The 23,791-nt window shown below is 66.2% G+C and carries 25 protein-coding genes; 19 read left to right on the top strand and 6 right to left on the bottom strand.

Translation table 11 applies throughout. From position 1 onward, the window contains the following. Positions 1-3 precede the first annotated feature (3 nt). The 4 genes from purL to ASD67_RS03560 all read right to left on the bottom strand — a co-directional run bounded on the left by purL (position 4) and on the right by ASD67_RS03560 (position 3,831). Positions 4-2,259 (bottom strand): phosphoribosylformylglycinamidine synthase subunit PurL, encoded by a 2,256-nt coding sequence (purL, locus tag ASD67_RS03575; protein WP_056343531.1) that lies wholly within the window; start codon positions 2,257-2,259, stop codon positions 4-6. Between the two features lie 77 nt (positions 2,260-2,336). Then, on the bottom strand, positions 2,337-2,627 hold the full coding sequence (locus ASD67_RS03570; protein WP_056343528.1) for a hypothetical protein: 291 nt from the start codon (positions 2,625-2,627) through the stop codon (positions 2,337-2,339). 131 nt (positions 2,628-2,758) lie between these two features. Further along, a complete protein-coding gene (locus ASD67_RS03565; RefSeq protein ID WP_056343523.1) occupies positions 2,759-3,172 on the bottom strand; it encodes a DUF2177 family protein in 414 nt (137 codons plus the stop codon). After that, the gene (locus tag ASD67_RS03560; protein WP_056343520.1) at positions 3,172-3,831 is read right to left on the bottom strand and encodes a hypothetical protein; all 660 of its coding nucleotides are present in this window, start codon (positions 3,829-3,831) and stop codon (positions 3,172-3,174) included. The genes ASD67_RS03565 and ASD67_RS03560 overlap by 1 nt, the downstream gene beginning before the upstream one ends. An 83-nt stretch (positions 3,832-3,914) precedes the next feature. Between ASD67_RS03560 and ASD67_RS03555 the strand changes: the two genes are divergently transcribed. The 9 genes from ASD67_RS03555 (at position 3,915) to tgt (ending at position 12,305) form a co-directional block, all read left to right on the top strand. Beyond that, positions 3,915-4,190 carry an exodeoxyribonuclease VII small subunit gene (locus tag ASD67_RS03555; protein WP_056343517.1) on the top strand — a complete coding sequence of 92 codons (276 nt, stop codon included), beginning with the start codon at positions 3,915-3,917 and terminating at the stop codon, positions 4,188-4,190. Between the two features lie 5 nt (positions 4,191-4,195). Continuing rightward, positions 4,196-5,113 carry a polyprenyl synthetase family protein gene (locus ASD67_RS03550; RefSeq protein WP_056343514.1) on the top strand — a complete coding sequence of 306 codons (918 nt, stop codon included), beginning with the start codon at positions 4,196-4,198 and terminating at the stop codon, positions 5,111-5,113. After that, the gene (gene coaD / locus ASD67_RS03545) at positions 5,113-5,619 is read left to right on the top strand and encodes a pantetheine-phosphate adenylyltransferase (protein ID WP_056343510.1); all 507 of its coding nucleotides are present in this window, start codon (positions 5,113-5,115) and stop codon (positions 5,617-5,619) included. Before ASD67_RS03550 ends, coaD begins: the two co-directional genes overlap by 1 nt. 87 nt (positions 5,620-5,706) lie before the next feature. Continuing rightward, positions 5,707-6,432: a peptidylprolyl isomerase gene (locus tag ASD67_RS03540; RefSeq protein ID WP_056343507.1), complete on the top strand. Its 726-nt coding sequence runs from the start codon at positions 5,707-5,709 to the stop codon at positions 6,430-6,432. Positions 6,433-6,445: 13 nt separating this feature from the next. Continuing rightward, positions 6,446-7,471, top strand: coding sequence for a tRNA preQ1(34) S-adenosylmethionine ribosyltransferase-isomerase QueA (gene queA, locus ASD67_RS03535; protein ID WP_056343504.1), 1,026 nt, complete (start codon positions 6,446-6,448; stop codon positions 7,469-7,471). Between the two features lie 154 nt (positions 7,472-7,625). Further along, entirely contained in the window at positions 7,626-9,746 is a 2,121-nt protein-coding gene (locus ASD67_RS03530) for an EAL domain-containing protein (RefSeq protein WP_235535557.1), read from the top strand. Positions 9,747-9,801: 55 nt separating this feature from the next. Then, positions 9,802-10,563 (top strand): tetratricopeptide repeat protein, encoded by a 762-nt coding sequence (locus tag ASD67_RS03525; protein ID WP_056343497.1) that lies wholly within the window; start codon positions 9,802-9,804, stop codon positions 10,561-10,563. A 70-nt stretch (positions 10,564-10,633) separates the two neighbouring features. Further along, the gene (locus tag ASD67_RS03520; RefSeq protein ID WP_056343494.1) at positions 10,634-11,122 is read left to right on the top strand and encodes a hemerythrin domain-containing protein; all 489 of its coding nucleotides are present in this window, start codon (positions 10,634-10,636) and stop codon (positions 11,120-11,122) included. A 46-nt stretch (positions 11,123-11,168) separates the two neighbouring features. Then, positions 11,169-12,305, top strand: a complete 1,137-nt coding sequence (tgt, locus tag ASD67_RS03515) for a tRNA guanosine(34) transglycosylase Tgt (RefSeq protein ID WP_056343491.1) — start codon at positions 11,169-11,171, stop codon at positions 12,303-12,305. Positions 12,306-12,311: 6 nt separating this feature from the next. Here tgt and ASD67_RS23300 read toward each other — a convergent pair whose 3' ends face one another. Next, entirely contained in the window at positions 12,312-12,422 is a 111-nt protein-coding gene (locus ASD67_RS23300; RefSeq protein WP_162248534.1) for a NepR family anti-sigma factor, read from the bottom strand. 259 nt (positions 12,423-12,681) lie between these two features. On the opposite strand from ASD67_RS23300, the gene ASD67_RS03510 reads away from it, so the two are divergent. The 10 genes from ASD67_RS03510 (at position 12,682) to ASD67_RS03465 (ending at position 23,388) form a co-directional block, all read left to right on the top strand. Next, positions 12,682-13,482, top strand: a complete 801-nt coding sequence (locus ASD67_RS03510; RefSeq protein WP_056343488.1) for a response regulator — start codon at positions 12,682-12,684, stop codon at positions 13,480-13,482. Between the two features lie 67 nt (positions 13,483-13,549). Continuing rightward, positions 13,550-16,234 (top strand): bifunctional [glutamine synthetase] adenylyltransferase/[glutamine synthetase]-adenylyl-L-tyrosine phosphorylase, encoded by a 2,685-nt coding sequence (locus tag ASD67_RS03505; protein WP_056343487.1) that lies wholly within the window; start codon positions 13,550-13,552, stop codon positions 16,232-16,234. A 93-nt stretch (positions 16,235-16,327) separates the two neighbouring features. Beyond that, entirely contained in the window at positions 16,328-16,792 is a 465-nt protein-coding gene (locus ASD67_RS03500) for a peroxiredoxin (protein WP_056343483.1), read from the top strand. Between the two features lie 102 nt (positions 16,793-16,894). After that, a complete protein-coding gene (locus tag ASD67_RS03495; RefSeq protein WP_056343482.1) occupies positions 16,895-17,686 on the top strand; it encodes a ferritin-like domain-containing protein in 792 nt (263 codons plus the stop codon). A 175-nt stretch (positions 17,687-17,861) separates the two neighbouring features. Next, the gene (locus tag ASD67_RS03490) at positions 17,862-18,500 is read left to right on the top strand and encodes a M23 family metallopeptidase (RefSeq protein ID WP_156377556.1); all 639 of its coding nucleotides are present in this window, start codon (positions 17,862-17,864) and stop codon (positions 18,498-18,500) included. A gap of 334 nt (positions 18,501-18,834) precedes the next feature. Then, the gene (erpA, locus tag ASD67_RS03485) at positions 18,835-19,176 is read left to right on the top strand and encodes an iron-sulfur cluster insertion protein ErpA (protein ID WP_056343477.1); all 342 of its coding nucleotides are present in this window, start codon (positions 18,835-18,837) and stop codon (positions 19,174-19,176) included. Between the two features lie 39 nt (positions 19,177-19,215). Continuing rightward, the gene (gene xth, locus ASD67_RS03480; RefSeq protein WP_056343475.1) at positions 19,216-19,986 is read left to right on the top strand and encodes an exodeoxyribonuclease III; all 771 of its coding nucleotides are present in this window, start codon (positions 19,216-19,218) and stop codon (positions 19,984-19,986) included. Further along, a complete protein-coding gene (locus ASD67_RS03475; RefSeq protein ID WP_162248533.1) occupies positions 19,983-20,975 on the top strand; it encodes a cyclic nucleotide-binding domain-containing protein in 993 nt (330 codons plus the stop codon). Before xth ends, ASD67_RS03475 begins: the two co-directional genes overlap by 4 nt. A gap of 28 nt (positions 20,976-21,003) precedes the next feature. After that, positions 21,004-22,194, top strand: a complete 1,191-nt coding sequence (locus tag ASD67_RS03470; RefSeq protein WP_056343467.1) for a serine hydrolase domain-containing protein — start codon at positions 21,004-21,006, stop codon at positions 22,192-22,194. 78 nt (positions 22,195-22,272) lie between these two features. Further along, on the top strand, positions 22,273-23,388 hold the full coding sequence (locus ASD67_RS03465; protein ID WP_056343463.1) for a Kelch repeat-containing protein: 1,116 nt from the start codon (positions 22,273-22,275) through the stop codon (positions 23,386-23,388). A 3-nt stretch (positions 23,389-23,391) separates the two neighbouring features. Here ASD67_RS03465 and ASD67_RS03460 read toward each other — a convergent pair. Continuing rightward, a partial coding sequence (locus tag ASD67_RS03460) for an AMP-binding enzyme (RefSeq protein WP_443028003.1) occupies positions 23,392-23,791 on the bottom strand: 400 nt, incomplete at its 5' end.

The following is a 23,791-nucleotide window of genomic DNA, read 5'->3' as shown; positions in this document are numbered from 1 at the left end:
TGGTTATGCGAGCGCCGCGTCGGCCCCCATCAGCGTCGGGAAGAAACCTTCATGCGCGTCACGCAGCTCGGCGAGCGTCACGCTATGGTCGCTGCCTTCCAGTTCGAAGACGATGCGGTCCTTGATCGTGCGCCCGACCGGATCGACGGGCACATCGGCGCGGCCGGCAGCGTCGAGGAAATCGGCGAGGCAGGTGTCGCAGACGGTGACGAGGTAGAGGCCCTGATCCTCGCCGAAGAAGCTTTCGGCGACGCCGAAGGGCTGTTCTTCGCTAACCAGCACACCGATGTTCGACTTGAGCGCCATTTCGGCGAGCGTCACCGCCATACCGCCGTCGGAGACGTCGTGGCAGGCGGTGATCCAGCCGGCGTTGATCGCACCGCGGATGAAATCGCCGGTGCGCTTTTCGGCGCGCAGGTCGACGGGCGGCGGCGGACCTTCCTCGCGGCCCAAAATTTCGCGCAGCCAGACCGACTGGCCGAGATGGCCGGCGCGCTCGCCGACCGCCAAGACGATGTCGCCGGTGCGCTTGAAGCCGATCCCCACGGCGCGGTTCAGATCCTCGATCACGCCGACGCCGCCGATCGCGGGGGTGGGCAGGATCGCGCTGCCGCCGCCGGTCGCCTTGCTCTCGTTATAGAGGCTGACGTTGCCCGAGACGATCGGATAGTCGAGCGCGCGGCACGCCTGCGCCATGCCGTCGAGGCAGCCGGTGATCTGGCCCATGATTTCGGGGCGCTGTGGATTGGCGAAATTGAGGCAGTTGGTGATCGCCAAGGGCGTGGCGCCGACCGCGCTGATATTGCGCCAGGTTTCGGCGACCGCCTGCTTGCCGCCCTCGACAGGGTCGGCGTAGCAATAGCGCGGGGTGCAATCGGTCGACATGGCGAGCGCGCGGTTGGTGCCATGGATACGAACAAGCGCGGCGTCGCCACCGATCTGCAGCGTGTCGCCGCCGACCTGGCTGTCATATTGTTCGTAGATCCAGCGGCGGCTGGCGATGTCGGGGGTGCCCATCAAGGTCTTGAGGTCGGCCGCGACATCGGTCGTTTCGGGGACGCTCGTCAGTTCGGGCTGCTTCGGCGTCGGGACGTGCGGCCGGTCGTAGAGCGGCGCGTCGTCGGCGAGCGGGGCGAGCGGAATGTCGCAGACGATCTCGCCCTTATGCTCGAGCACCATGCGGCCGGTGTCGGTGACGGTGCCGATGACCGCGAAATCGAGTTCCCATTTGTGGAAGATCGCGGCGGCGAAATCCTCGCGGCCGGGCTTCAGCACCATCAGCATGCGTTCCTGCGATTCGGACAGCATCATCTCGTAGGTCGTCATGCCGGTTTCGCGCTGCGGCACATCGTCCATCTTGAGATGGAGGCCGACGCCGCCCTTCGACGCCATCTCGACCGATGACGAGGTGAGGCCTGCAGCGCCCATGTCCTGGATCGCGACGATCGCGTCCGACGCCATCAGCTCGAGGCATGCCTCGATCAGCAATTTTTCGGTGAAGGGGTCGCCGACCTGCACCGTCGGGCGCTTCTCCTCGGCATCCTCGCCAAAGTCGGCTGACGCCATCGTCGCGCCGTGAATGCCGTCGCGGCCGGTTTTCGAACCGACATAGACGATCGGATTGCCGACGCCCGAGGCGGCCGAATAGAAGATCTTGTCCTGTTCGGCGACGCCGACGGTCATCGCGTTGACGAGGATATTGCCGTCATAGGCCTTGTGGAAATTGACCTCGCCGCCGACCGTGGGGACGCCGACGCAATTGCCGTAGCCGCCGATGCCGTGGACGACGCCCGAGATCAGATGCTTCATCTTCGGATGATCGGGGCGGCCAAAGCGCAGCGCGTTGAGGTTCGCGACGGGGCGCGCGCCCATCGTAAAGACGTCGCGCAGGATGCCGCCGACGCCGGTCGCTGCACCCTGATAGGGTTCGATGTACGACGGGTGGTTGTGGCTCTCCATCTTGAAGATCGCGGCGAGCTTTTTGCCGTCGGGGCCTTCGCCGATGTCGATGACGCCGGCATTTTCGCCGGGGCCGCAGATCACCCAGGGGGCTTCGGTCGGCAATTTCTTCAAATGGAGGCGCGAGCTTTTGTAGCTGCAATGTTCGGACCACATCACCGAGAAGATGCCGAGTTCGACAAGGTTCGGTTCGCGCCCGAGCGCGTGCAGGACGCGCTCATATTCTTCCGGAGACAGGCCGTGTTCGGCAACGATCTCGGGGGTGATGACGGAGGCGGGCGCGGCTGCTGTCTGAGTCATGGCGCGCCTTTAGCCGCGCGAGGACAAAACGAACAGACCCCATAGTGCATTTCGCACCATGGGGCCTGCGTCGGAGATCAGCGCGCGGCGAGGACGGTGACCGTGGCCTTCAGCGGCTCGACGTCCTTCAGCGAAAATTCGACCTGCTGCGAACCGACGGTGCCGCGGACCTTGTGGGTGCCGACGCGAAGCGAGAAGCGCTTGCCGCTCGCCTCGTCGACGCCATCGATGATGCGGCGTTCGCCGACGGTCTTGATCGTGTAGCTGTAGATGCGACCCTCATGTTCGAAACGGCGCGCTTCCTCGGCATGCGCGGCGGCGGGCAGGACGGCGAACAGGGTCAGGATGGGGAGGAGAAATTTTTTCATGATGCAAGTCCTTGTTTAGCGAACAAAACTTGCCTTTACGCCCCTCTCTCTTGTGCGGTGCAGCATGATGCGACGTGCCACATTCGGCAATTGCAAAAAACGGAAACGTGATTGCGCGCGCTGGCGGGCGCTCAGGCGCCGCGCGGCAGCAGCGTCAGCACCAGCCAGGCGGCGGCGCCCGCCGACAGCCCGGTCGCGCAGGTGCCCCAGGCGATGTCGGCGAGGGTGATTTTGGTCGACCAGATCTTCATCGTCGCATGGTTGGTAAGGTCGTAGGTCATGTAGCAGAAGAAGCCGAACAGCGCGCCATATGTGGCCGCGACCTGCCATTTTCCCGCTGCGAGCGCGGGCTGGACCGCGAAAATCTGGATGCCGAGCATATAGAGGGCGTAAAAGATGAGCGCGGGGACGGGGCGCCAGCCGTCCATCAGCAGTTCGCCGATTTCCGGCCGATAAAGTTTCGGTCCCACCTTCGTCAGCCACAAGGCGTCGAGAATCCCGAAGATCAGGGCGGTGAAGCCGTATCCGGCCGCGGCCTGCAGCATCAGGGCATCGTCCCCGCGACACGGCGGTTGGCGCCCGCCCAGGCCGCGGTCGCGGCGAGCAGCGCATAAGCGAAAAGCATCGTCGCCGGGATCGCGAGCGAATAGACCGGTTCCTTCGGCCCGAACCAGTCGACGGCCTGCGCGAAGGCGAGCAGTCCGGCGAGAATCCACAGCCGCCGGTTGCCCGTCGGCGCCTGTGTGCGGCGGGCGTAGTAGATCAATGCGGCGCCGATGAAGGCGATCTCCAGCGGCATCGCGATCGCCGGATGATCCCACAGGCCGAGCCCGAGCCTGGGCGGCGCGCCATAGAGCGTCAGGTCGGGAATATGGACGAGCAGGTCGACGAACCAGTGCGACACGACGACCAGCGTAGCGCCGATCGCCGCCGCGCGCCGCTTCGTCGCGAACCAGACGAGCGCCCCGAATCCCGCAGCCCAGAGCAGGCTGCCGAGCAGGCTGTGGGTGTAGGGCATATGAAAGAGGTCCATCGGGTTCATCGCGGTGATGCCGGGGGCGATGCGCATCGCCTCGATCCCCGGGATCAACAGCGCTGCGAAGCCGATATCCACAAGCTGTGCGGCGACGAAGAGCGTCCCGAGGCCTGCGGCTTTTGGCCGGGCGGCGGCGACCAGCGCCGGGGCGAAATGGCCGATGAACATGGCGCGAGCCTAGTGCGCCGCCGGGCGACGTCAAGCTTGACCGCACTTGACCATCGGGTGCCGAAAGGGCCAAAGCAGGTGCCATGACGGACACCCCCGCACCCGCCCCGGAAACCCCTGGCGCCCCCGCCATCGCCGCGCTCTCGTTCGAAGCCGCGATGGGCGAACTCGAAACGATCGTGCGGCGGCTCGAAAGCGGCGACGTCAGCCTCGAGGAATCGGTTGCGCTCTACGAACGCGGCCATGCGCTGCGCGGCCATTGCGAGGCCCGGCTCGCCGCGGCGCAGGCGCGCATCGAACAGGTCAGCCTCGGCGCCGACGGCCGACCGGCGGGTACGACGCCCTTCGGCGAAGGCTGAACCGGATGACGGTCGCGGAAGGGGATATCGACGGCGGCCGCCTGCTCGCGGATGCGCAATCCGAGGTGGTCGAGGCGACCGACCGGCTGTTCGACCAGTTGCTGCAAGTTCCCGAGGATCCGCGCGAGCGTCTCTATCAGGCGATGCGCCACGCCGCGATCGGCGGCGGCAAACGGCTGCGTCCCCTGCTCGTCCGCGCGGCGGGCGATCTTTATCATGTCGACCGCAATCTCTCGCTGCGCGTCGGCGCGGCGGTCGAGGCGATGCATGTCTATTCGCTGATCCACGACGACCTGCCGTGCATGGACGATGACGACCTGCGCCGCGGCAAGCCGACGGTGCACAGGGCCTATGACGAGGCGACGGCGGTGCTGGCGGGCGATTCGCTTCACGCGCTCGCCTTCGAATGGCTCGTCGATCCCGCGACCCACGCCGATCCCTTCGTGCGCAGCGAATTGATCCGCGAACTCGCGCGTGCCGCCGGACCGGCGGGTATGGCGGGCGGGCAGATGATGGACCTCGCCGCCGAGACCGCGCAGTTCGACCTGCCCACGGTGACCCGGCTGCAACAACTGAAGACCGGGGCGCTGATCGCTTTCTCGGTCGAGGCCGGCGCGATCCTTGCGCGCATCCCGGCCGAGGGACGCACGCCGCTGCGCGGCTATGCGCGCGACATCGGGCTCGCCTTCCAGATCGCCGACGACATCATGGACGTCGAGGGCGACGAGGAACTCGCCGGCAAGGCGCTGCACAAGGATGCCGCGGCGGGCAAGGCGACGTTCGTGACGCTGATGGGGCTCGACCGGGCGCGCGAACAGGCGGTCGCGCTCGTCGACCAGGCGATCGGCCATCTGGCAGGATTTGGCGAAGAGGCGACGCTGCTGCGCGCCATCGCCCATTATATCGTGGAAAGGGACCGCTGATGCGCGTGGGGGTTTATCCGGGGACGTTCGATCCGATCACCCTGGGACATATGGACATCATCCGGCGCGGCGCGAAGCTGGTCGACCGGCTGGTCATCGGGGTGACGACCAACATCACCAAATCGCCCTTGTTCGACGACGAGGAGCGGATCGAGATGGTCCGCCGCGAGGTCACGAGCATCGGCGGCGATATCCGTGTGGTCGGTTTCAACTCGCTGCTGATGGACTTTGCCGAACGCGAGGGCGCGAGCGTGATCGTGCGCGGGCTGCGCGCCGTCGCCGACTTCGAATATGAATATCAGATGGCGGGCATGAACCAGCAATTGAACGACCGGATCGAGACGGTGTTCCTGATGGCCGACGTCGGATTGCAGCCGATCGCGTCGCGGCTGGTCAAGGAAATCGCGATCTTCGGCGGCGACATCCACAAGTTCGTCACCCCGGCGGTGAAGGACGCGGTGACGGGGCGCATCGCCGAACGCGGGCTGCGCCAGGGCGACGCCTGATCGCGATCATTGAGCGTTCAGCTTTTTCCCGCTAGGGCCGCGCCAGACGGGGCGCATAGAGCATTTCATCACAAAGGCCGATCCAGCATGACATTCACCTTCCGCCCCCTGATCCTGACGGCGATAGCGCTCGGCCTTGCGGCCCCGCTCGCGGCACAGGAGACGCCCCCGGCGGAGGCGCCCGCGACCGCACCGGCCACGGGCGAAACGACGGTCGCCCCTGCGGTGCCGGCGATGACGCCCGACCAATATATCAACAACCCCGAATATATGCTCAACATCGACCTTTCGACCGGTGGGCGGATCGTCGCGCAGCTCTATCCGAACGTTGCCCCCAACCATGTCGAACGTGTGAAGCAGCTTGCGCGTGCGGGCTTCTATGACGGGGTGAAATTCCACCGCGTGATCGACGGCTTCATGGCGCAGACGGGCGATCCGACCGCGACCGGGCAGGGCGGCTCGCAGCTTCCCGACCTCAAGGCCGAATTCAACCCGACGCCGCATCTGCGCGGGACGCTGTCGATGGCACGCGCCGAGAGCGAGGACAGCGCGAACAGCCAGTTCTTCATCATGCTCCAGCCGCGCTTCAGCCTCGATCGCCGCTATACCGCCTTCGGCCGCGTGATTTCGGGCATGCAATATGTCGATGCGATCCACAAAGGCGAACCGCCCGAAGTGATGTCGCGAATGGTCCAGGTGTCGGTCGCCGCCGACAACAAGCCGATGCCGCCGGCGTCGATGCTGACAGATACGGTGCCCGCGCCCGCCGCGGCGCCGATCACCGCCGACCAGCTCAACGCCCCGATCCGGTAAGGAGAGGCGCGCGATGCGCGTCGACGCCTTCGATTTCGACCTCCCTGCCGAGCGTATCGCGCTCCGCCCGGCGCGTCCGCGCGACGCGGCGCGGATGCTCGTGGTCGAGGGACAGGCAATGTCCGACCGGGGCGTGCGCGACCTGCCGGCGCTGCTTCGTGCGGGCGACTGCCTCGTTTTCAACGACACGCGGGTCATCCCGGCGCAGCTCGAAGGGAAACGCGGCGAAGCGAAAATCGGCGCGACGCTGCACAAGCGCATCGACCTCCGCCGCTGGCAGGCCTTCATCCGCAATGGCAAGCGGCTTCGTGTTGGAGAACGCGTCGATTTCGGTTCGGGCGTCGCAGCGGTTGCCGAGGACCGGCTCGCCGACGGCAGCTTCATCCTCGCCTTTGCCGGCGATGAGCCCGTCGAAATCCTGCTCGAACGCGCCGGCACGATGCCGCTGCCGCCCTATATCGCGGGCAAGCGCGGGACCGACGAGGCCGACCGCAGCGATTACCAGACGATGTTCGCGAAGGAAGACGGGGCGGTGGCGGCACCGACCGCAGCGCTGCATTTTACGCCTGAACTGCTGGAATCGCTCGCCGAAGCCGGGGTAAAAAGCGAAACGCTCACGCTCCACGTGGGAGCGGGAACCTTCCTGCCGGTCAAGGCCGACGATACCGACGATCATGTCATGCATGCCGAATGGGGCCGCATCGATGCCGACACTGCCGGGCGGCTGAACGCCGTGCGCGCGGCGGGGGGACGCGTCATCGCGGTGGGCACGACCAGCCTGCGCCTGCTGGAAAGCGCGGCGCGCGAGGATGGTATCATCGCGCCCTTTGCGGGCGACACCGCGATCTTCATCACCCCGGGCTATCGCTTCCGCGCCATCGACGGGTTGATGACCAATTTCCACCTTCCCAAATCGACCCTGTTCATGCTGGTTAGCGCGCTGATGGGGCTCGACGCGATGCAGGCGGCCTATGCCCACGCCATCGCGTATGACTATCGCTTCTACAGCTATGGCGACGCGAGTCTGCTGCTCCCCTGATCTGACTCCCCGTCATTTACTGATTCGCAAGGGATTTCAGGCAAATGGTCTCAATTGGTGGGGACCAGCACGATGATGCGACATGGGTAAGCCGGTGCTGCGCCCGGACGACCGGGGGAAATAGAGAGTGCCAGACGGCGGTGGGCGAGGTTTTTTGGGCAAGTTCAGCGCGCGCGCGGCGACGCCGCGCCCTGAAGTCGTTCCCAGCATCCACACCAAGGAAGCGTTGCTCCTCCTTCAGAATTACGAGGAAAGCGGCCAGGGCTGGTTCTGGTCGACCGATGCCGACGGTCGGCTGACCTATATCACCCATCACGTCGCGCAGCAGATGGGTCGGACCGCCGCCGCGATGCTCGGCGCCACTTTTTCCGACCTGTTCCTGCCGGTCGACAGCCATGGCGAGCGGCAGCGCACTCTGCCCTTCCTGCTCACCAAACAATCGAAATTCGACGAATTGCCGCTGCGCGGCGCGTTCGAGGGCGACCAGCGTTGGTGGGCGGTGTCGGGACGCCCGCACTTCGACGGCGGCGGCCGCTTCACCGGCTATCGCGGCAGCGGCATCGACATCACCGAGCAGCGCCGGTCGGCCGAGGATGCGTCGCGGCTCGCGATGTATGATTCGCTGACCGGGCTCGCCAATCGCTTCAACATCTCGAAAAAGCTCGATACGACGCTCGCCGCCTTCGCCCAGCAACAGCGGTCGTGCGCGATCATGCTGCTCGACCTCGACCGCTTCAAACAGGTCAACGACACGCTCGGCCACCCCGCCGGCGACGCGCTGCTCAAGCAGGTCGCCGAACGGCTGCTCAAGATCGTGGGTGACAAGGAAATGGTCAGCCGCCTGGGCGGCGACGAATTCCAGATCATCCTGCCCGATGTCGAGGATCGCGGCAAATTGGGCGACATGGCGTCGGACATCATCAACAGCCTGTCGCAGCCCTATTCGGTCGAGGGTAGCCGCTGCATCATCGGCGCCTCGATTGGCGTTGCGATCAGTCCGTTCGACGGCGACAACAGCGACAATCTCGTTCGCAACGCCGACCTCGCGCTCTATGCGGCCAAGGGCAATGGGCGCGGCCGGTTCAGCTTCTACTCGAGCGACCTGCACCAGTCGGCGGAAGACCGCCGCGCGCTTGAGGAAGATTTGCGCGATGCGCTTGCACGCGGCGAGATGGAGCTTTCTTACCAGCCGATCGTCAACGCGAAGACCGACACCGTCACCGGCATGGAGGCGCTGATCCGCTGGACGCATCCCGAGCGCGGACCGATCTCGCCGGCGCTGTTCATCCCGATCGCCGAGGAAGCCAACCTTATCTGGACGCTCGGCGAATGGGTGCTGCGCAAGGCGTGCGACGACGCGTCGCGCTGGCCGGGCGAGATGCGCGTCGCGGTCAATGTCTCGCCGATCCAGTTCGCCAACGCCGAACTGCCGAAAATCGTCACCCATGCGCTCGCCGCCAGCGGCCTGCCGCCTGAACAGCTCGAACTCGAAATCACCGAAAGCGTCTTTCTCGGCGATTCGGCCGAAACCAGCCAAATGTTCAAGGCGCTGAAGGCGATCGGCGTCCGCCTCGCGCTCGACGATTTCGGCACCGGCTATTCGTCGCTCGGCTATCTGCAGTCGGCGCCGTTCGACAAGATCAAGATCGACCAGAGCTTCGTACGCGGTGCGACCCAACCGGGTTCGCGCAACGGCGCGATCATCGCGGCAATCGTCGCGCTCGCCGAGGCGCTCGAAATGGAAACGACCGCCGAGGGTATCGAATCGCTCGACCAGCTCGACCTGATCCGCAAACTCAACGTCAGCCATGTGCAAGGTTATGTGTACAGCAAGTCGGTGTCGAACGACGAACTGCTCGGCCATGCCGAATCGGGAAACTGGACGATCAAGCCAGCGGGGCCGGCGCGTCAGCGCAACGATCGTTTCCAGATGTTCCGCAATGTCGGTGCGATCCACGACAATTACCGCTATACCGTCGTGATGCGTAACCTGTCGGCGACCGGCGCCTTTATCGAAGGGATCATGGACGTGCCGATCGGCACCCAGTTCGTGATCGACTTCGGCGAAGGCCAACTTGCCACCGCAACCGTCCGCCGGACCAAGAAGCACCAGCAGGGCATCGAATTCGAACAGTCGATGGTCAGTGACGGCAATGGCGGGCTGTGCACCCGGCACCGTGTGTCACCCTATCTCATCGCCGCCGCCACGCAGCAGACCGCGACCTCGCTGGCGCTGCCGTCGTTTACCACGACGACGGACTGGACGGGCAACTGACACGGTCGCGCAGGTAGCGCTGGCGCCGACGCTGCGTCTTTGCCAAAAGGCACCCATGTTCAGCACAGCACATCATATCAAGCGCGTTGCGATCGTCGGATTGGCGTGGGTCGCGCTCACCGCCGCATCGACCGGCGAGCAGGTCGCCGACTTGATCGAGGCGGGCAAGCCGATCGAGGCTTTTGCGCTCGCGCAGGAAAAGGCGGGCGAGGGTGACCCGGAGGGGCAGTTCGCGCTCGGCTGGTTCTATGACAATGGTGAGAATATCACTGCCGACAAGGCGAAGGCAGCGGGGCTGTACCGCAAATGCGCCGACAAGGGGCTTAGCCAGTGCCAGTGGCGCCTCGGCGTTATGTACGACACCGGCGAGGGTGTGACCGAGGATCCGAAGGCTGCGTTCGGCTGGCTGAAGAAGGCGGCGGCGCAGGATAATCTGGCGGCGCAGGTCAGCTTGGCCGTGATGCACGCCAATGGTCGCGGCACGCCGGTCGATTTCGCCAAGGCGATGGACTATTATCAGGCGGCGGCAAGAAAGCGCGAGCCGCACGCCTTTTACGGCATCGGCATCCTCTATCTCGAAGGGCAGGGCGTTGCGGCCGACAAGGAAACCGCCGCCGCGTGGTTCTCGGTCGCGGCTGCGCTCGGCGACGAATCGGGGAGGGCGATCACCGATCAGATGCTTGCGGACCAGAAGACCGAGGTGCTCGACCGCGTCGCGGCCAAGGCGACCGCGCTCTATTCGGATTATGTCGAACCGGTGCGGCCTTTGCCGACGCAGCCTGCCGAGGCGCCGACCGAAGCCCCCAAGGGACCCTGACTTCGCCGCAGCGGAACCGCTGCCGTCATAAGCCGTTATCCGTTCGAGGGATCAGCGAACGGAGACGATCATGGCGGAAGCAAAGATATTCGCGCGACTCAAGGCCGATCACGACCGGCATCGCGATCTGCTCGACCGGATCGACGACACCCATGGCGACAGCCCCGAGCGCGAGCAATTGTTCGAGGCGTTCCGCGTCGAGGTGACCGCGCACGCGGCGTCCGAGGAACTCTCGCTTTATGCGACGATGATGGGCCAGCCCGACCTGCGCGAGGACGCCCAGCACAGTGCGAGCGAGCATAAGGAAATCGACGAGATGCTCACCGAACTCTATGAGATGGACTTTGCCTCGACCGGCTGGCTGACGCGATTCCGGACGATGAAGCATCGCTATCTCCACCATATCGACGAGGAAGAGGAAGAGATGTTTCCCGCCGCCGAAGAGGGGCTGACCGCGGCGCGGAAGAAGGAACTGGCGGAAATCTTCGCGAAGGAAAAGCCGAAGGAAAAGGCGAAGGCGGCTGCCGATGAGCCATCGAGCGAGGACGAGCGCGAATAGGCGCGGCGCTCGACTTTCGCGCGCCCGCCCGCCATAGGCGCGCGCCATGACCACAAGATTCACCTTTTCGGTCGCCGCGACCGATGGCGCAGCGCGAACCGGCGTCATCGCGATGCAGCGCGGCGACATCCGCACCCCCGCCTTCATGCCCGTCGGCACCGCCGCGACGGTGAAGGCGATGCGCCCTGCGGACGTTCGCGCGACCGGCGCCGACATCATCCTGGGCAACACCTATCATTTGATGTTGCGCCCCGGCGCCGAGCGCATGGCGCGGTTGGGTGGCTTGCACAAATTCATGGGGTGGGACCGGCCGATCCTGACCGACAGCGGCGGCTATCAGGTGATGAGCCTGTCGGCGCTGACCAAGCAGAGCGAGGAAGGCGTGGCGTTCCAGAGCCATCTCGACGGATCGCGTCACATGCTAACGCCCGAACGCTCGATGGAGATCCAGCGGCTGCTCGGCAGCGACATCGTGATGGCGTTCGACGAATGCCCGCCGAATGGCGTCGATGCCAGGCGCGCCGAGGCGAGCATGGAACGATCGATGCGTTGGGCCGCGCGCAGCCGCGCGGGCTTCGACGCCGGCGAGGAACATGCGGCGCGTTCGGCGCTGTTCGGAATCCAGCAAGGCTCGCTCGACGAGACGCTCCGCGCACGCTCGGCGGCGGCGCTGACCGACATCGGCTTCGATGGCTATGCGATCGGCGGGCTTGCGGTGGGTGAGGGTCAGGCGGCGATGTTTGGCGTGCTCGACTATGCGCCGAGCCAACTGCCCGACGACCGGCCGCGCTACCTGATGGGGGTCGGCAAGCCGGACGATCTGGTCGGTGCGGTCGCGCGCGGTGTGGACATGTTCGACTGCGTGCTGCCGACGCGTTCGGGGCGTAACGGGCAGGCCTTCACCTGGAGCGGTCCGGTCAACATCCGCAATGCAAAGCATGCCGAGGATCAGGCGCCGCTGGACGAGGCCTGCGGCTGCCCGGTATGCTCGACTTGGACGCGCGCCTATCTCCACCATCTCGTCCGCGCGGGCGAGATGCTTGGCGCGATGTTGATGACGCAGCACAACCTGCATTTCTATCAGGATCTGATGCAGGGGATGCGCGATGCGATCGCCGAGGGGCGCTTCGCGGCTTTCCAGTCGGATTTCGAGAGTCGGTATCAGCGTGGCAAGGCCGGGTGACGCGACTCAGTTGAGCTTGTTGAGCAGGTCCATCATCGAATCGGGGATCGTCTCGTCGACCGCAGACTCATAGGCGCGACGCAGGGCGATGTTCACGTCCTGCGCCTTTCTGGTCATTTTCTTGTCACCGTCTTTTCCGGTTCGCTTCTGTGAAGGGGACCCGGATTCAGACGGCATTATCATGATATCCAATGGACATGGGGCCTGTAGCTAACCGCGCCTTCAACAAAGAGCAATGGCGCGTTTCTTCTTCCCCATGAAACCAATTTGCCGTTAGATCGTTCCACGTCGGCGCAATAATATCGGGCGCGGGCGGAGCATCGTCCGATTCCGGCGGGTTTCGAGGCAGGCATGGACCTGTATCAGGAGGTAAACTATGTCATTGGGTCAGGCGATCGCGCCGCATCTTCCCTATCTGCGCCGCTACGGCCGTGCGATTTCGGGAAGCCAGCGGAGCGGCGATGCTTTGGTCGCGGGCTTGTTGCAGACTTTGGTCGCAAACCCGGCGGCGGTCGATACGCGCGCCGACCTGCGCATCCAACTCTATCGCATGGTGCATGACAATTTCGGGCTCGCCAGCGAGCAACAGGGGCAATCGGACGAACCCGCCGCCGCCGCCGCCGACATCGCGATCGCCGACGCGCGGCTGCGCCGCATTCCCTCGCTCGCGCGCCAGGCCCTGCTGCTGACGGCGGTCGAAGGCTTCAGCGAAGATGAGGCCGGGCGTATCATTGGCCGCGACGCTGCCACGGTGCGCGGCCTGATCGACGATGCGATGGCCGAGATCGACCGCCAGACACGCGCGCGCATCCTGATTATCGAGGACGAGCCGATCATCGCGATGGACATCGAAATGATCGTGCGCGACCTGGGGCATGAGGTCGTGGCCGTCGCGACGACGCATCGCGAAGCGGTCGCCGAGGCGCAGGCGCACACGCCGAGCCTAGTGCTCGCCGACATCCAACTTGCCGACAACAGCTCGGGGATCGAGGCGGTGCAGGAAATCCTGGCCGACCTGAAAGTGCCGGTCATCTTCATCACCGCCTTCCCCGAACGGCTGCTCACCGGCGACCGCCCCGAGCCGGCCTTCTTGCTCACCAAGCCATACCAGCCCGCGACGCTGCGCGCCGCGATCTCGCAGGTGCTGTTCTTCGACGAGAGCACGGTTCCGGCCTGAGGTCATCCCTTCGCTTTTGCGCGCTATGGGTTGCGAGCTTGGCCGGAGCAGGTGATAGGGCGGGGCGATGACTTCCCAACGCCAATCGGCGCTCGATCGCCTGACTGCCAATGCGCCCTTTCTCGCGCGGCTGGCCGAGTTGCAGCCCGATGATGTGACGCGCTTCCTGACCGACGGCACCGACGCCGCGCTGGCGGCGGTCGCCGCGCCGCCGATGGATGACGATATCATGGTGAGCCTGCGCCAGTGGCGCGGGCGCATCGCCTTGTTGCTTGCGCTCGGCGACCTGTCGGGCGAGCATGATGTCGCGACGACGACGCGGCACCTGTCGGCGTTTGCCGACGCCGCCTGCGATGCCGCGCTTGCTGCTGCCTTTGCCGAACGGATGCCGGGCGAAGAGCCGCGCGGGCTGTCGGTGATCGCGCTCGGCAAGCTCGGCAGCCACGAACTCAATTACTCTTCGGACATCGACCCGATCCTGATCTTCGATCCGGAGACGATGCCGCGTCGCCAACGCGACGATCCGACCGAGGCGGCGGTGCGGATCGCGCGGCGGATGACCGAAATATTGTCGGCGCGTACGGCGAACGGGCATGTGCTGCGCGTCGACCTTCGGCTGCGCCCACACCCGGAGGTGACGCCGATCGTGCTGCCCGTCGATGCCGCGATATCCTATTATGAATCCGAAGCGCTGGCGTGGGAGCAGGCCGCGTTCATCCGGTCGCGCGCATCGGCTGGCGACCGTGCGCTTGGCGGCGAGTTCCTCTCCGCGATCCAGCCTTTCATCTGGCGCCGCAGCCTCGATTTTCGCCAGCTCAAGGAAATCGGCGCGATGAGCGACCGCATTCGCGACCATTTCGCGCAGGGGCAGGCCTTCGGGCCGGGATATGACCTCAAGCGCGGGCGCGGCGGCATCCGCGAGATCGAGTTTTTCGCGCAGGTCCACCAGTTGATCTTTGGCGGGCGCGACCCGTCGCTGCGTGTGCGGGCGACAGTCGACGCGCTTGCGGCGCTCGCTAAAGCCGGGCGGATCGGCGCCGATATCGCCGAGCGGCTGACCGGCCATTATGCGGTGCTGCGGCGGATCGAGCATCGGTTGCAGATGATCGAGGACCAGCAGACGCATGGCCTGCCGCTGCAGCCCGACGCGCTGGATGCGGTGGCGCGGCTCGACGGGCATGCCGACGGCGCGGCGCTGCTCGCGATGCTCCAGCCCGTCACCGCCGAGGTCGCCGCCTGTTACGACCGGCTCGTCCTCGAACGGGCGGCGACCAGCGGGCTGCCGCGCGACGAGGGCGAACTCGCCGGGGCGCTGATGGCCGCCGGGTTCGAGCCGCCCGAGCCGGCATTGCGCGCGATCGCCGAATGGCGAGGGGGCAAGCTGCGCGCGCTGCGCACCCCCGCGGCGCAGGACGCGCTCGAGACGGTGCTGCCCGAACTGGTCAAGGCGCTGGGCGCCGCACCCGATCCCGAAGCGGCGCTGACCCGTTTCGACAAGCTGGTGTCGGGGTTGCCGAGCGCGATCAATTTTTTCCATCTGCTCGCGGCGCAGCCCGAACTCGCCAAGGTCGCGGTGCGCGTGCTGACGCTGGCACCGACGCTTGCCGAGGCGCTGGGCGTGCGGGTCGAACTGATCGAAGGGCTGATCGACAAACGCGCTTTCGATGCGCCCGCCGACAAGGCGCAATTACGAGCGGAGTGGGCACCGGGGCTGGCCGGGCTCGATTACGAACGCCTGCTCGACCGCGTGCGCGACCGGGTCGGCGAGCGGCGCTTCGCATATGGCGTGCAACTGATCGCGGGCGCGAGCGACCCGATGGTCATTGCGCGCGGCTATGCCGAGCTTGCCGAGGCGGCGCTGCAGGTGCTCGCCGATGCGACGGTCGCCGAATTCGTCGAGGCGCATGGGCGGATCGCCGACAGCGAATTGGTGGTCCTCGCGCTGGGCCGGCTCGGTGGACGGGCGCTGACGCACGCGTCGGACCTCGATCTGATCTATCTGTTCACCGGCGATCATCTCGCCGAATCCGACGGGCGGCGGCCGCTCGGCGCGACGACCTATTACAACCGCCTCGCGCAGCGGGTGACCGCGGCGATGTCGGTGCCGACCGCGGCGGGCAAGCTCTATGACGTCGATACCAGGCTGCGGCCGCAGGGCGCGCAGGGGCCGCTGGTCGTCACGCTCGACAGCTTTGAACGTTATCAGCGCGAGGAGGCCTGGACGTGGGAGCATATGGCGCTGCTCCGCGCGCGGCCGGTCTATGGATCGGACGGTGCGAAGGCCGAGGTGCAGTGCGTCATCGACACGCTGCTCGCGGCGCCGCGCGATGCAGCGAAACTGACGCAGGACGCCGCCGAGATGCGCGACAAGATGGCGGCACACAAGCCGCCGAAGGGCGCGCTCGACATCAAGGGCGGGCCGGGCGGGCTGGTCGACCTCGAATTCGCGATGCAGGTGACCCAGCTCGCCAGCGGCGAATGCCATGACCCCAATATCGCGGCGGCGCTCGCTTGCCTGAAGGGCAAGGGCCTCGCACCGCCCGAAGTGTGCGAGGCGCATGCGCTGCTCGCGCGCATGCTCGTGATGCTGCGGCTGACCGCACCGGAGGGTGAGCCCGCGACCGCCGCGGCGCGGCAATTGGTGGCGAGCCAGTGCGGCGAACCGGGCTGGCCGCAACTGCTTGCCGCGCACGACGCCGCGCGGCAGGAGATTACAAACTGGTGGGCTTCGATTCGCGATCGCAGCCAATAGGGACAATCCCTATTTAACGACGAAGCGATCCGGCGATGGCGCTGCCAGTTGGATTAAATAGGGACTGTCCCTATTTATTTGAGGAGACGAACGATGACCCTCGCAATCGGCGATGCCATTCCCGCGGTGCCCCTGCTCGATGCCGATGGCGCGGCGATCGACCTTGCGGGCCTGACGGGCGCGCCGCTGGTCGTCTATTTCTACCCCAAGGCCGACACGCCGGGTTGCACCGTCGAAGCGCAGGATTTCACGCGGCTTGCCGACGACTTCGCGAAGCTCGGCGCGCAGGTGCTGGCGGTGTCGCGCGACGCGCCGGCAAAACTGTGCAAGTTCCGCGACAAATATGGGCTGACCGTCCGCCTTGCTTCGGACGAAGAGGGCATGGTGTGCGAAGCGTTCGGGACCTGGGTCGAAAAGCAGAATTACGGCCGTAGCTATATGGGGATCGAACGCTCGACCTTCCTGTTCGGCGCCGACGGCAAGCTCGCGCGCGAGTGGCGCAAGGTCCGTGTGAAGGGCCATGCCGAAGCGGTGCTGGAGGCGGCGAAGGCGCTTTGATGATTACTGCCCCTTTTTCCGTTCGCGTCGGGCGAAGTCGAGACGCCGTGCTGGACCGAGGGGCGTCTCGACTTCGCTCGACGCGAACGGGATAGGGAATCCATGAACTCCTTGGGCGAAGCTGCGCGGGCGGTGCTGCTGACCGCCGATCCGCACGCCAAAAGGCGCGCGGCGCGCGAACTGGCGCGCGCCTGGCGGCGCGGCGACCTCGCGCATCGCTGCGACGTCGCGATGCCCGATCGGCCGGCCTGGCCCGAACATCCCCAGCTGCTGCCGCCCAACCGCATGCCGAGCCGCCGCAAGGGAGGTTCCGAGCGCGGACGCATCGCGATGCTCCACGCGCTCGCGCATATCGAGTTCGTCGCGATCGACCTTGCGGTGGACCTTGTCGGACGCTTCGGGGGAGAATTTCCGCGCGCCTTCGTCGACGACTGGATCGGGGTGGCGGCGGACGAGGCGATGCATTTCGCGCTGCTCGACCGGCGGCTGCGTGCGCTCGGCAGCCATTATGGCGCGCTGCCCGCGCATACCGGATTATGGGAGGCGGCCGAGGCGACGAGCGACGATGCGCTGGCGCGGCTGGCGATCGTGCCGATGGTGCTCGAAGCGCGCGGGCTCGACGTGACGCCGGCGATGATCACTCGGTTCGAGGATGTCGGCGATACCGCATCGGCCGCGATCCTGCGGCGCATTTACCGCGACGAGATTCGCCATGTGAGCGCGGGCACAGACTGGTTCAACCGGGCGTGCGATGAACAGGGATTCGCCCGGACGTTAACCTGGCAAAGCCTCGTAAAATCGCGATTTCGGGGGTCTTTGAAGCCGCCGTTCAACGACTCAGCGCGCCTCGACGCCGGTTTAACGCAAGAATACTACGCTGTTATTGCTTCGTAACGATTGACCCCGCAGACATCATCGCGGGCGGATGATCAATCATCCAATGCAGACAAAACCGGCACCAACGGAAAATTTTCCATTGGCGACATGGCAGATGCGGGGTCGTTAAGTGATAAACACTCTTCTGGCGCAAAAGTTTCGTTTTGGGCTGATTTTTTGTGCCACCGCGCTGATGGGCTTCACCGCCCCGGCTGTTCAGGCTGCCGATACCAGCGCCGATGCGGGCATCGTCGTTCCCGACGAACCCGATGACGACAGCTTCACGGCCGGCGTTCCGCAGACCAGCGAAGATACCGAAGCCCGCGCGATTTTCCAGGCGTGGAAGCGCCTCGACACCGGCCTGACCGCCAATATCGGCGTCGCCATCCCGTCGCGGGTTCCGATCGAGAATATGTCGCTGTCGTCGTCCTACGGCATGCGCGTGCACCCGATCACCGGCAAGGTCGCGCGCCACAATGGCGTCGATATTCCCGCGCCGCACGGTACCCCGATCTATGCGACCGCCGACGGCATCGTCGGTCGCGCCCAGCGCCTCGGCGGCTATGGCAATTATGTCGAAATCGAGCATGGCAACGCGATCCAGACGCGCTACGGCCATATGTCCTCCTACATCGTGGCCCCGGGCCAGCAGGTGAAGAAGGGGCAGGTCGTCGGTTACGTCGGTTCGACCGGGCGCTCGACCGGCAACCACCTCCATTATGAAGTCCGCATCGAAGGCGCGCCGGTCAATCCGATGCCCTTCTGCCGCCAGGACAGCATGGCGATCGCCGCGATCACCGGCGACAAGCTGGCGATGGGCGGTCCCGAATAAAAAGCTTTTCAGGGTCGGAGAGGAGGGGGCGCCCACCGGTCCAAGCCGGGGCGCCCTTTTCATTTGGGCGGTATGCCTCGGTTGGACGCAAGATCCTCCCCACGCGAAGCGATGGGGAGGTGGCAGCCCGCAGGGCTGACGGAGGGGTTCAAACCTCTCACCATGACGCACCGTACCGACCCCTCCACCACCGCTTCGCGGCGGTCCCCCTCCCCAACGCTTCGCGATGGGGAGGATCTTCAGGGTCGCCACTCACACCAAAGCCGACAAAACGCCGCGATCCATCGTCACCACACCCCCTTCCATTCGTGCTCGCACGCCCTATCTTGGCACCATGGCCACGCAGCTTTCCGATATCACCCTGTCCCCCGCCGCCGCGGCGCGCGTCCGCTGGATCGCCAACCGCAAGGGTGAAGCAGAGGCTGCACTGCGCCTCGCGGTCGATGGCGGCGGCTGTTCTGGCTTTACCTATCGTTTCGGGCTCGCCGAAGGCATCGATGCCGAGGATATCGTCACCGAGACCGACGGGGTGAAGCTGGTCGTCGATCCCGTCAGCATCGACCTGGTGCGCGGCTGTATCGTCGATTTTGTCGATTCGCTCGGCGGGTCGTCGTTCAAGGTCGAAAATCCCAACGCGGCCTCGGGCTGCGGCTGCGGGTCGAGCTTCTCGATCTGACGCCTTTCGTCGCGACCCCGTTGCTGCCATAGGTGCGGCATGAAAATCGCGACCTTCAACATCAACGGAATCAAGGCGCGCCTGCCGCGTCTCGTCGAATGGCTGGAGGAAACCCAGCCCGATATCGCCTGCCTGCAGGAGCTGAAGTCGAGCGACGAGACGATGCCAACCAAGGAGATTGAGGCCGCGGGTTACGGCTTTCTCTATCACGGGCAAAAGGGCTTCAACGGTGTCGCGATCCTCGCCAAAGGCACGACGCCGGTCGAGGTGCAGCGCGGGCTGGCGGGCGAAGCCGAGGACGAGCAGTCGCGTTACCTGGAGGCCGACGTGCACGGCGTGCGCGTCGCGTCGATCTACCTGCCCAACGGCAATCCGCAGCCGGGGCCGAAGTTCGATTATAAATTGCGCTGGATGGCGCGGCTGCGCGAGCGCGCGAAGGCGCTGCTCACCGCCGAGATCCCGACGATCCTGACCGGCGACTATAATGTCATCCCGCACGATGACGATGTGTGGGACCCACGCGCGATGTCGACCGATGCGCTGATGCAGCCCGAATCGCGCGACGCCTGGTTCCGCCTGCTCGGTGACGGCTGGACCGACGCGATCCGCAGCCGCCATCCCGCGGGCGGGGTGTGGACCTTCTGGGATTATCAGGCGGGGGGTTGGCAGCGCGACCATGGCTTTCGCATCGACCATCTGCTTTTGAGCCCTGCGCTCGCCGACCGGCTGGTCGATGCCGGGGTCGACAAGGACCATCGCGGGCGCGAGAAGGCGAGCGACCATGCGCCGACATGGGCGGTGCTGGCTTGAGCGCGCTGTCCGCCAGCCGGCTGGCGGACGTGCCGCTGTTCGCGGACCTCGACGACGCCGCGCGCGCCGAAATCGCCGACGCCTTCACGGTGCGCCATTTCGCCGATGGCGAGGCGCTGCTCGTCCAGAATGAGCGCGCCGAGGGCCTGTACCTGATCGACGAGGGCCGGGTCGATATCGGCAAACGCCTGCCCGGCGGCGGGCTGGCCTTGCTCGCGCAGGTCGGTCCGGGCGAGGTCATCGGCGACATGGCGCTGATCGGCCGCGACATCAAACGATCGGCGATGGGCATTGCGCGCGGACCGGTGCGCAGCTGGTATATGCCCGCCGATCAGTTTCGCGCGGCGTTGTCGCAGCTTCGCCCCGCCTCGCTGCAATTGCAGACCGCGCTTGGCCGGCTGGTCGCGGCGCGCGTTGCGGGCAAGACGCGCGATATTGCCGCGATGCTGTCCGAAACCCCCGATAGCTTCACGCCGCGCCCGCAGCGGGCGCTGCCGCCGGTGAGCGAGGAGGATTTCGCGGCCGAGGCCTTTCTCGCCAAGCTCCCCTGTTGCGCGGCGATGACGCCGGGCCAGCGCCGCGCCTTCTGGGATGCCGGAACGCGCGTCGATGCGCCGGCGGACAGGGATCTGGCGACGCCCGGCGCGGTTTCGGACCGGCTGTGGCTCGTCGTGCGCGGTGCGGTGCGCAGCGGCCTGCCGCACAGGGAGGGTATCTATCAGCTGACCGTCACCGGTCCCGGCCAGCTTGTCGGTCTGTCGCCGATGCTATCGGGCATGGCACACGACCGGCTGCTGCGGACGAGCGAGCAGGCGACGTTGCTGGCCTTCGACCGCGCGACCTTTGCCGAAATGCTTGGGACCGGCGATGCGCTGAGCCGCGAACTCGGCGCGTCGGTCAACGCCGACCTCGTCACCGCGCTCGACGCGCTCGATCAGGTCGAGGCGCGCATCCTCGCGATGCAGCGCGGGCACGCGGTCGCGGCCTGATATTTCGATGAAGAGACGGGGGATTGCCATGTCGCGCTGGATTGCCGCCGCCCTTTGCCTGACCGCAGCCCCGTCCGCCGGGGCGGACGAGGGCGGTTTCGACGCCGCGCTGCGTGATTTTCGCCAGCTCCATCGCGCCGAAACGCGCCGCGCGAATATTGCCGGGAGCAGCTTTTACGTCGTGCGCGACGGGCAGGTTGTCGCGGCCGACCATCTGGGCGAGCAGGACGCGGACGCGCATGTCCCCGTCGATGCGCGCACCATCTATCATTGGGCGTCGGTGACCAAGACGATGACGGGCATCGCGATCATGCAGCTGCGCGATCGCGGGCTGCTGTCGCTCGACGACCCGATCGTCAAATATGTCCCCGAGCTGGCGGCGGTGCATAACCCCTATGGCGACACGGGCGCGATCACCTTGCGCCAGCTGATGAGCCACAGCGCGGGGTTTCGCAGCGGGACCTGGCCCTGGCGCGACCATGACTGGCAGCCGTTCGAGCCCGCGCGCTGGTCGCAGCTGGTCGCGATGCTTCCCTATACCCAGGTCGAGTTCGAACCGGGCAGCCGGTTCGGCTATTCGAACCCCGGCATCGTCTATCTGGGGCAGGTGATCGAGCGGCTGTCGGGCGAAGATTATGAAGTCTATGTCGACAAAAATATCCTGAAGCCGCTGGGTATGCACGACAGCACTTTCGACCGCACGCCGCCGCACCTGCTGCCGCACCGGTCGCACAGCTATTATGTCCGTGACGGCAAGCGTGTCGCCGCGCCGTTCGATGTCGACACCGGGGTAACGGTGTCGAACGGCGGGCTCAACGCGCCGCTGCCCGACATGGCGAACTATGTCGGCTTCCTGCTTGGCGATCCGGCGCGCGCCGCCGACTATGATCTGGTGCTGAAGCGCTCGTCGATCGATGAGATGTGGGTGCCGCAGATCTCGGCGGGCGCGGATTTCACCCAGGGCCGCATGGCGACGACGACGCAGAGCGGGCTGTCCTTCTTTATCGATCGCAGTGCGGCGGTACGTTTCGTCGGTCATAATGGCGACCAGAACGGCTTTCGTGCTTATCTCAGCCTTTTCCCCGACCAGCGCGTCGGGAGCTTGCTCGCGTTCAACACCGAGACGCGCGGCGTGCAGAACAGCCCCGCGAATCGCGAGACGGCGGAATCGCACATCGCGCTGGCGACCGACCGGCTTTGCGAGGCGCTGGCGAAGTAACGCTCGTCGAGCGAAACCGTCGTTCGTCGATCAGGGCATCGACGCGCCGGTCAATCTCGTCAGTCTGATGGAATGCGGATGGCGAAGACGTCCCCGATGCGCGGGGCGGCAGGCCGGGAGACGACGATGATGCGCGATTGGGTGGTCATGGGCGCGGCTCTGCTGCTCGCGACGAGCGCGGCGGCGCAGCAGGAGGCGACGCCGGTGCAAGACAATGAACTGGTCGAAACCTGGAACGAGCGGGTGAGCGCGGGCGCGCCGGTCGGCTCGGCGCCCGAGTTCGACGGGTGGAGCCTGGGTCTCGCGATGCCGCTGGCGCGTTCCGAGCATGCGGTGGCCGAAATGGGCGGCAAGATCTGGGTGCTCGGCGGCTATCCGCCCGGGCGGCTGCCGTCGAACCTCGTCCAGATTTACGACCCGGTCGCGAGCCGCTGGTCGCTCGGGCCGCGGTTGCCGCAGCCGATCCACCACATGATGGCCGCCGCGGTCGGCGGCAAGCTCTACGTGATCGGCGGCGAGATCGACGGCGCGAGTACCGGGCGGCCCGAGATTTTTGTCGCGCATGTCTGGGAGCACGACCCGGCGGTCGGCGGCTGGGTCCAGCGCGCGGCGATGCCGACCGCGCGGAGCGGCGGCGGCAAGGCGGTGATCGACGGCAAAATCTATGTCGCCGGCGGGCGCCCGCCGGGCGGCCATGCGTTCGAGGTCTATGATCCGGCGACCGACACATGGGAAAAGCTGCCCGACCTGCCGACGCAGCGCAATCATCTGGCGATGGTCGCGCTGGGCGGGAAGATCGTCGTCGCCGGCGGCCGCACCGGTCCGGGCGCGATGGCCGAGCGGGTCGATGTCGTCGAGATATACGATCCGGCGACGCGGCGCTGGAGCAAGGGCGCGCCGCTTCCGGCGCCGCGCGGCGGCGTCACCGGGGCGGCGCATGCCGGATGTATGTTCGTGTTCGGCGGCGAGGGCGAGCGGGCGCATGTGCTGGGCCTCACGCCGACCACCTACGCTTATGATCCGCGCGCCGACCGCTGGACGCGGCTGCCCGATCTGCCGATCGCGATGCACGGGTTGAAGGGCAGCGCGGTGATCGGCGGACGCATCTTCCTGCCCGGCGGCGCGATCACGCTGGGCGGCAATACCGGCACCAACGCGATGCAGGTGTACCGGCCGTCGATGCGCTGCGAGTGAAGTTTAGCGGTTCTTGCGCCCCTCGATGAGTCCATCGACGAGGCTGGGGTCGGCGAGGGTCGAGGTGTCGCCGAGCGAGGTGAAATCATTCTCGGCGATCTTGCGCAGGATGCGGCGCATGATCTTGCCCGAGCGCGTCTTGGGCAGTCCGGGTGTGAGGTGGATATGGTCGGGGGTCGCGATCGGGCCGATTTCCTTGCGGACCTGCTGCTTGAGCGCGGCGGCGACCTCTTCGGTTGCCTCGACCCCGGCATTGAGGGTGACATAGGCGTAGATGCCCTGGCCCTTGATGTCGTGCGGGAAGCCGACGACCGCGGCTTCGGCGACGAGTTCGTGCAGCACGAGCGCGCTTTCGACCTCGGCGGTGCCCATGCGGTGGCCCGACACGTTGATGACGTCGTCG

The organism is Sphingopyxis sp. Root1497 (genome assembly GCF_001427085.1).
Classification (GTDB): domain Bacteria; phylum Pseudomonadota; class Alphaproteobacteria; order Sphingomonadales; family Sphingomonadaceae; genus Sphingopyxis.
The sequence above is the reverse complement of the archived record's forward strand: the minus strand, read 5'-3'. Positions and strand labels throughout refer to the sequence as shown.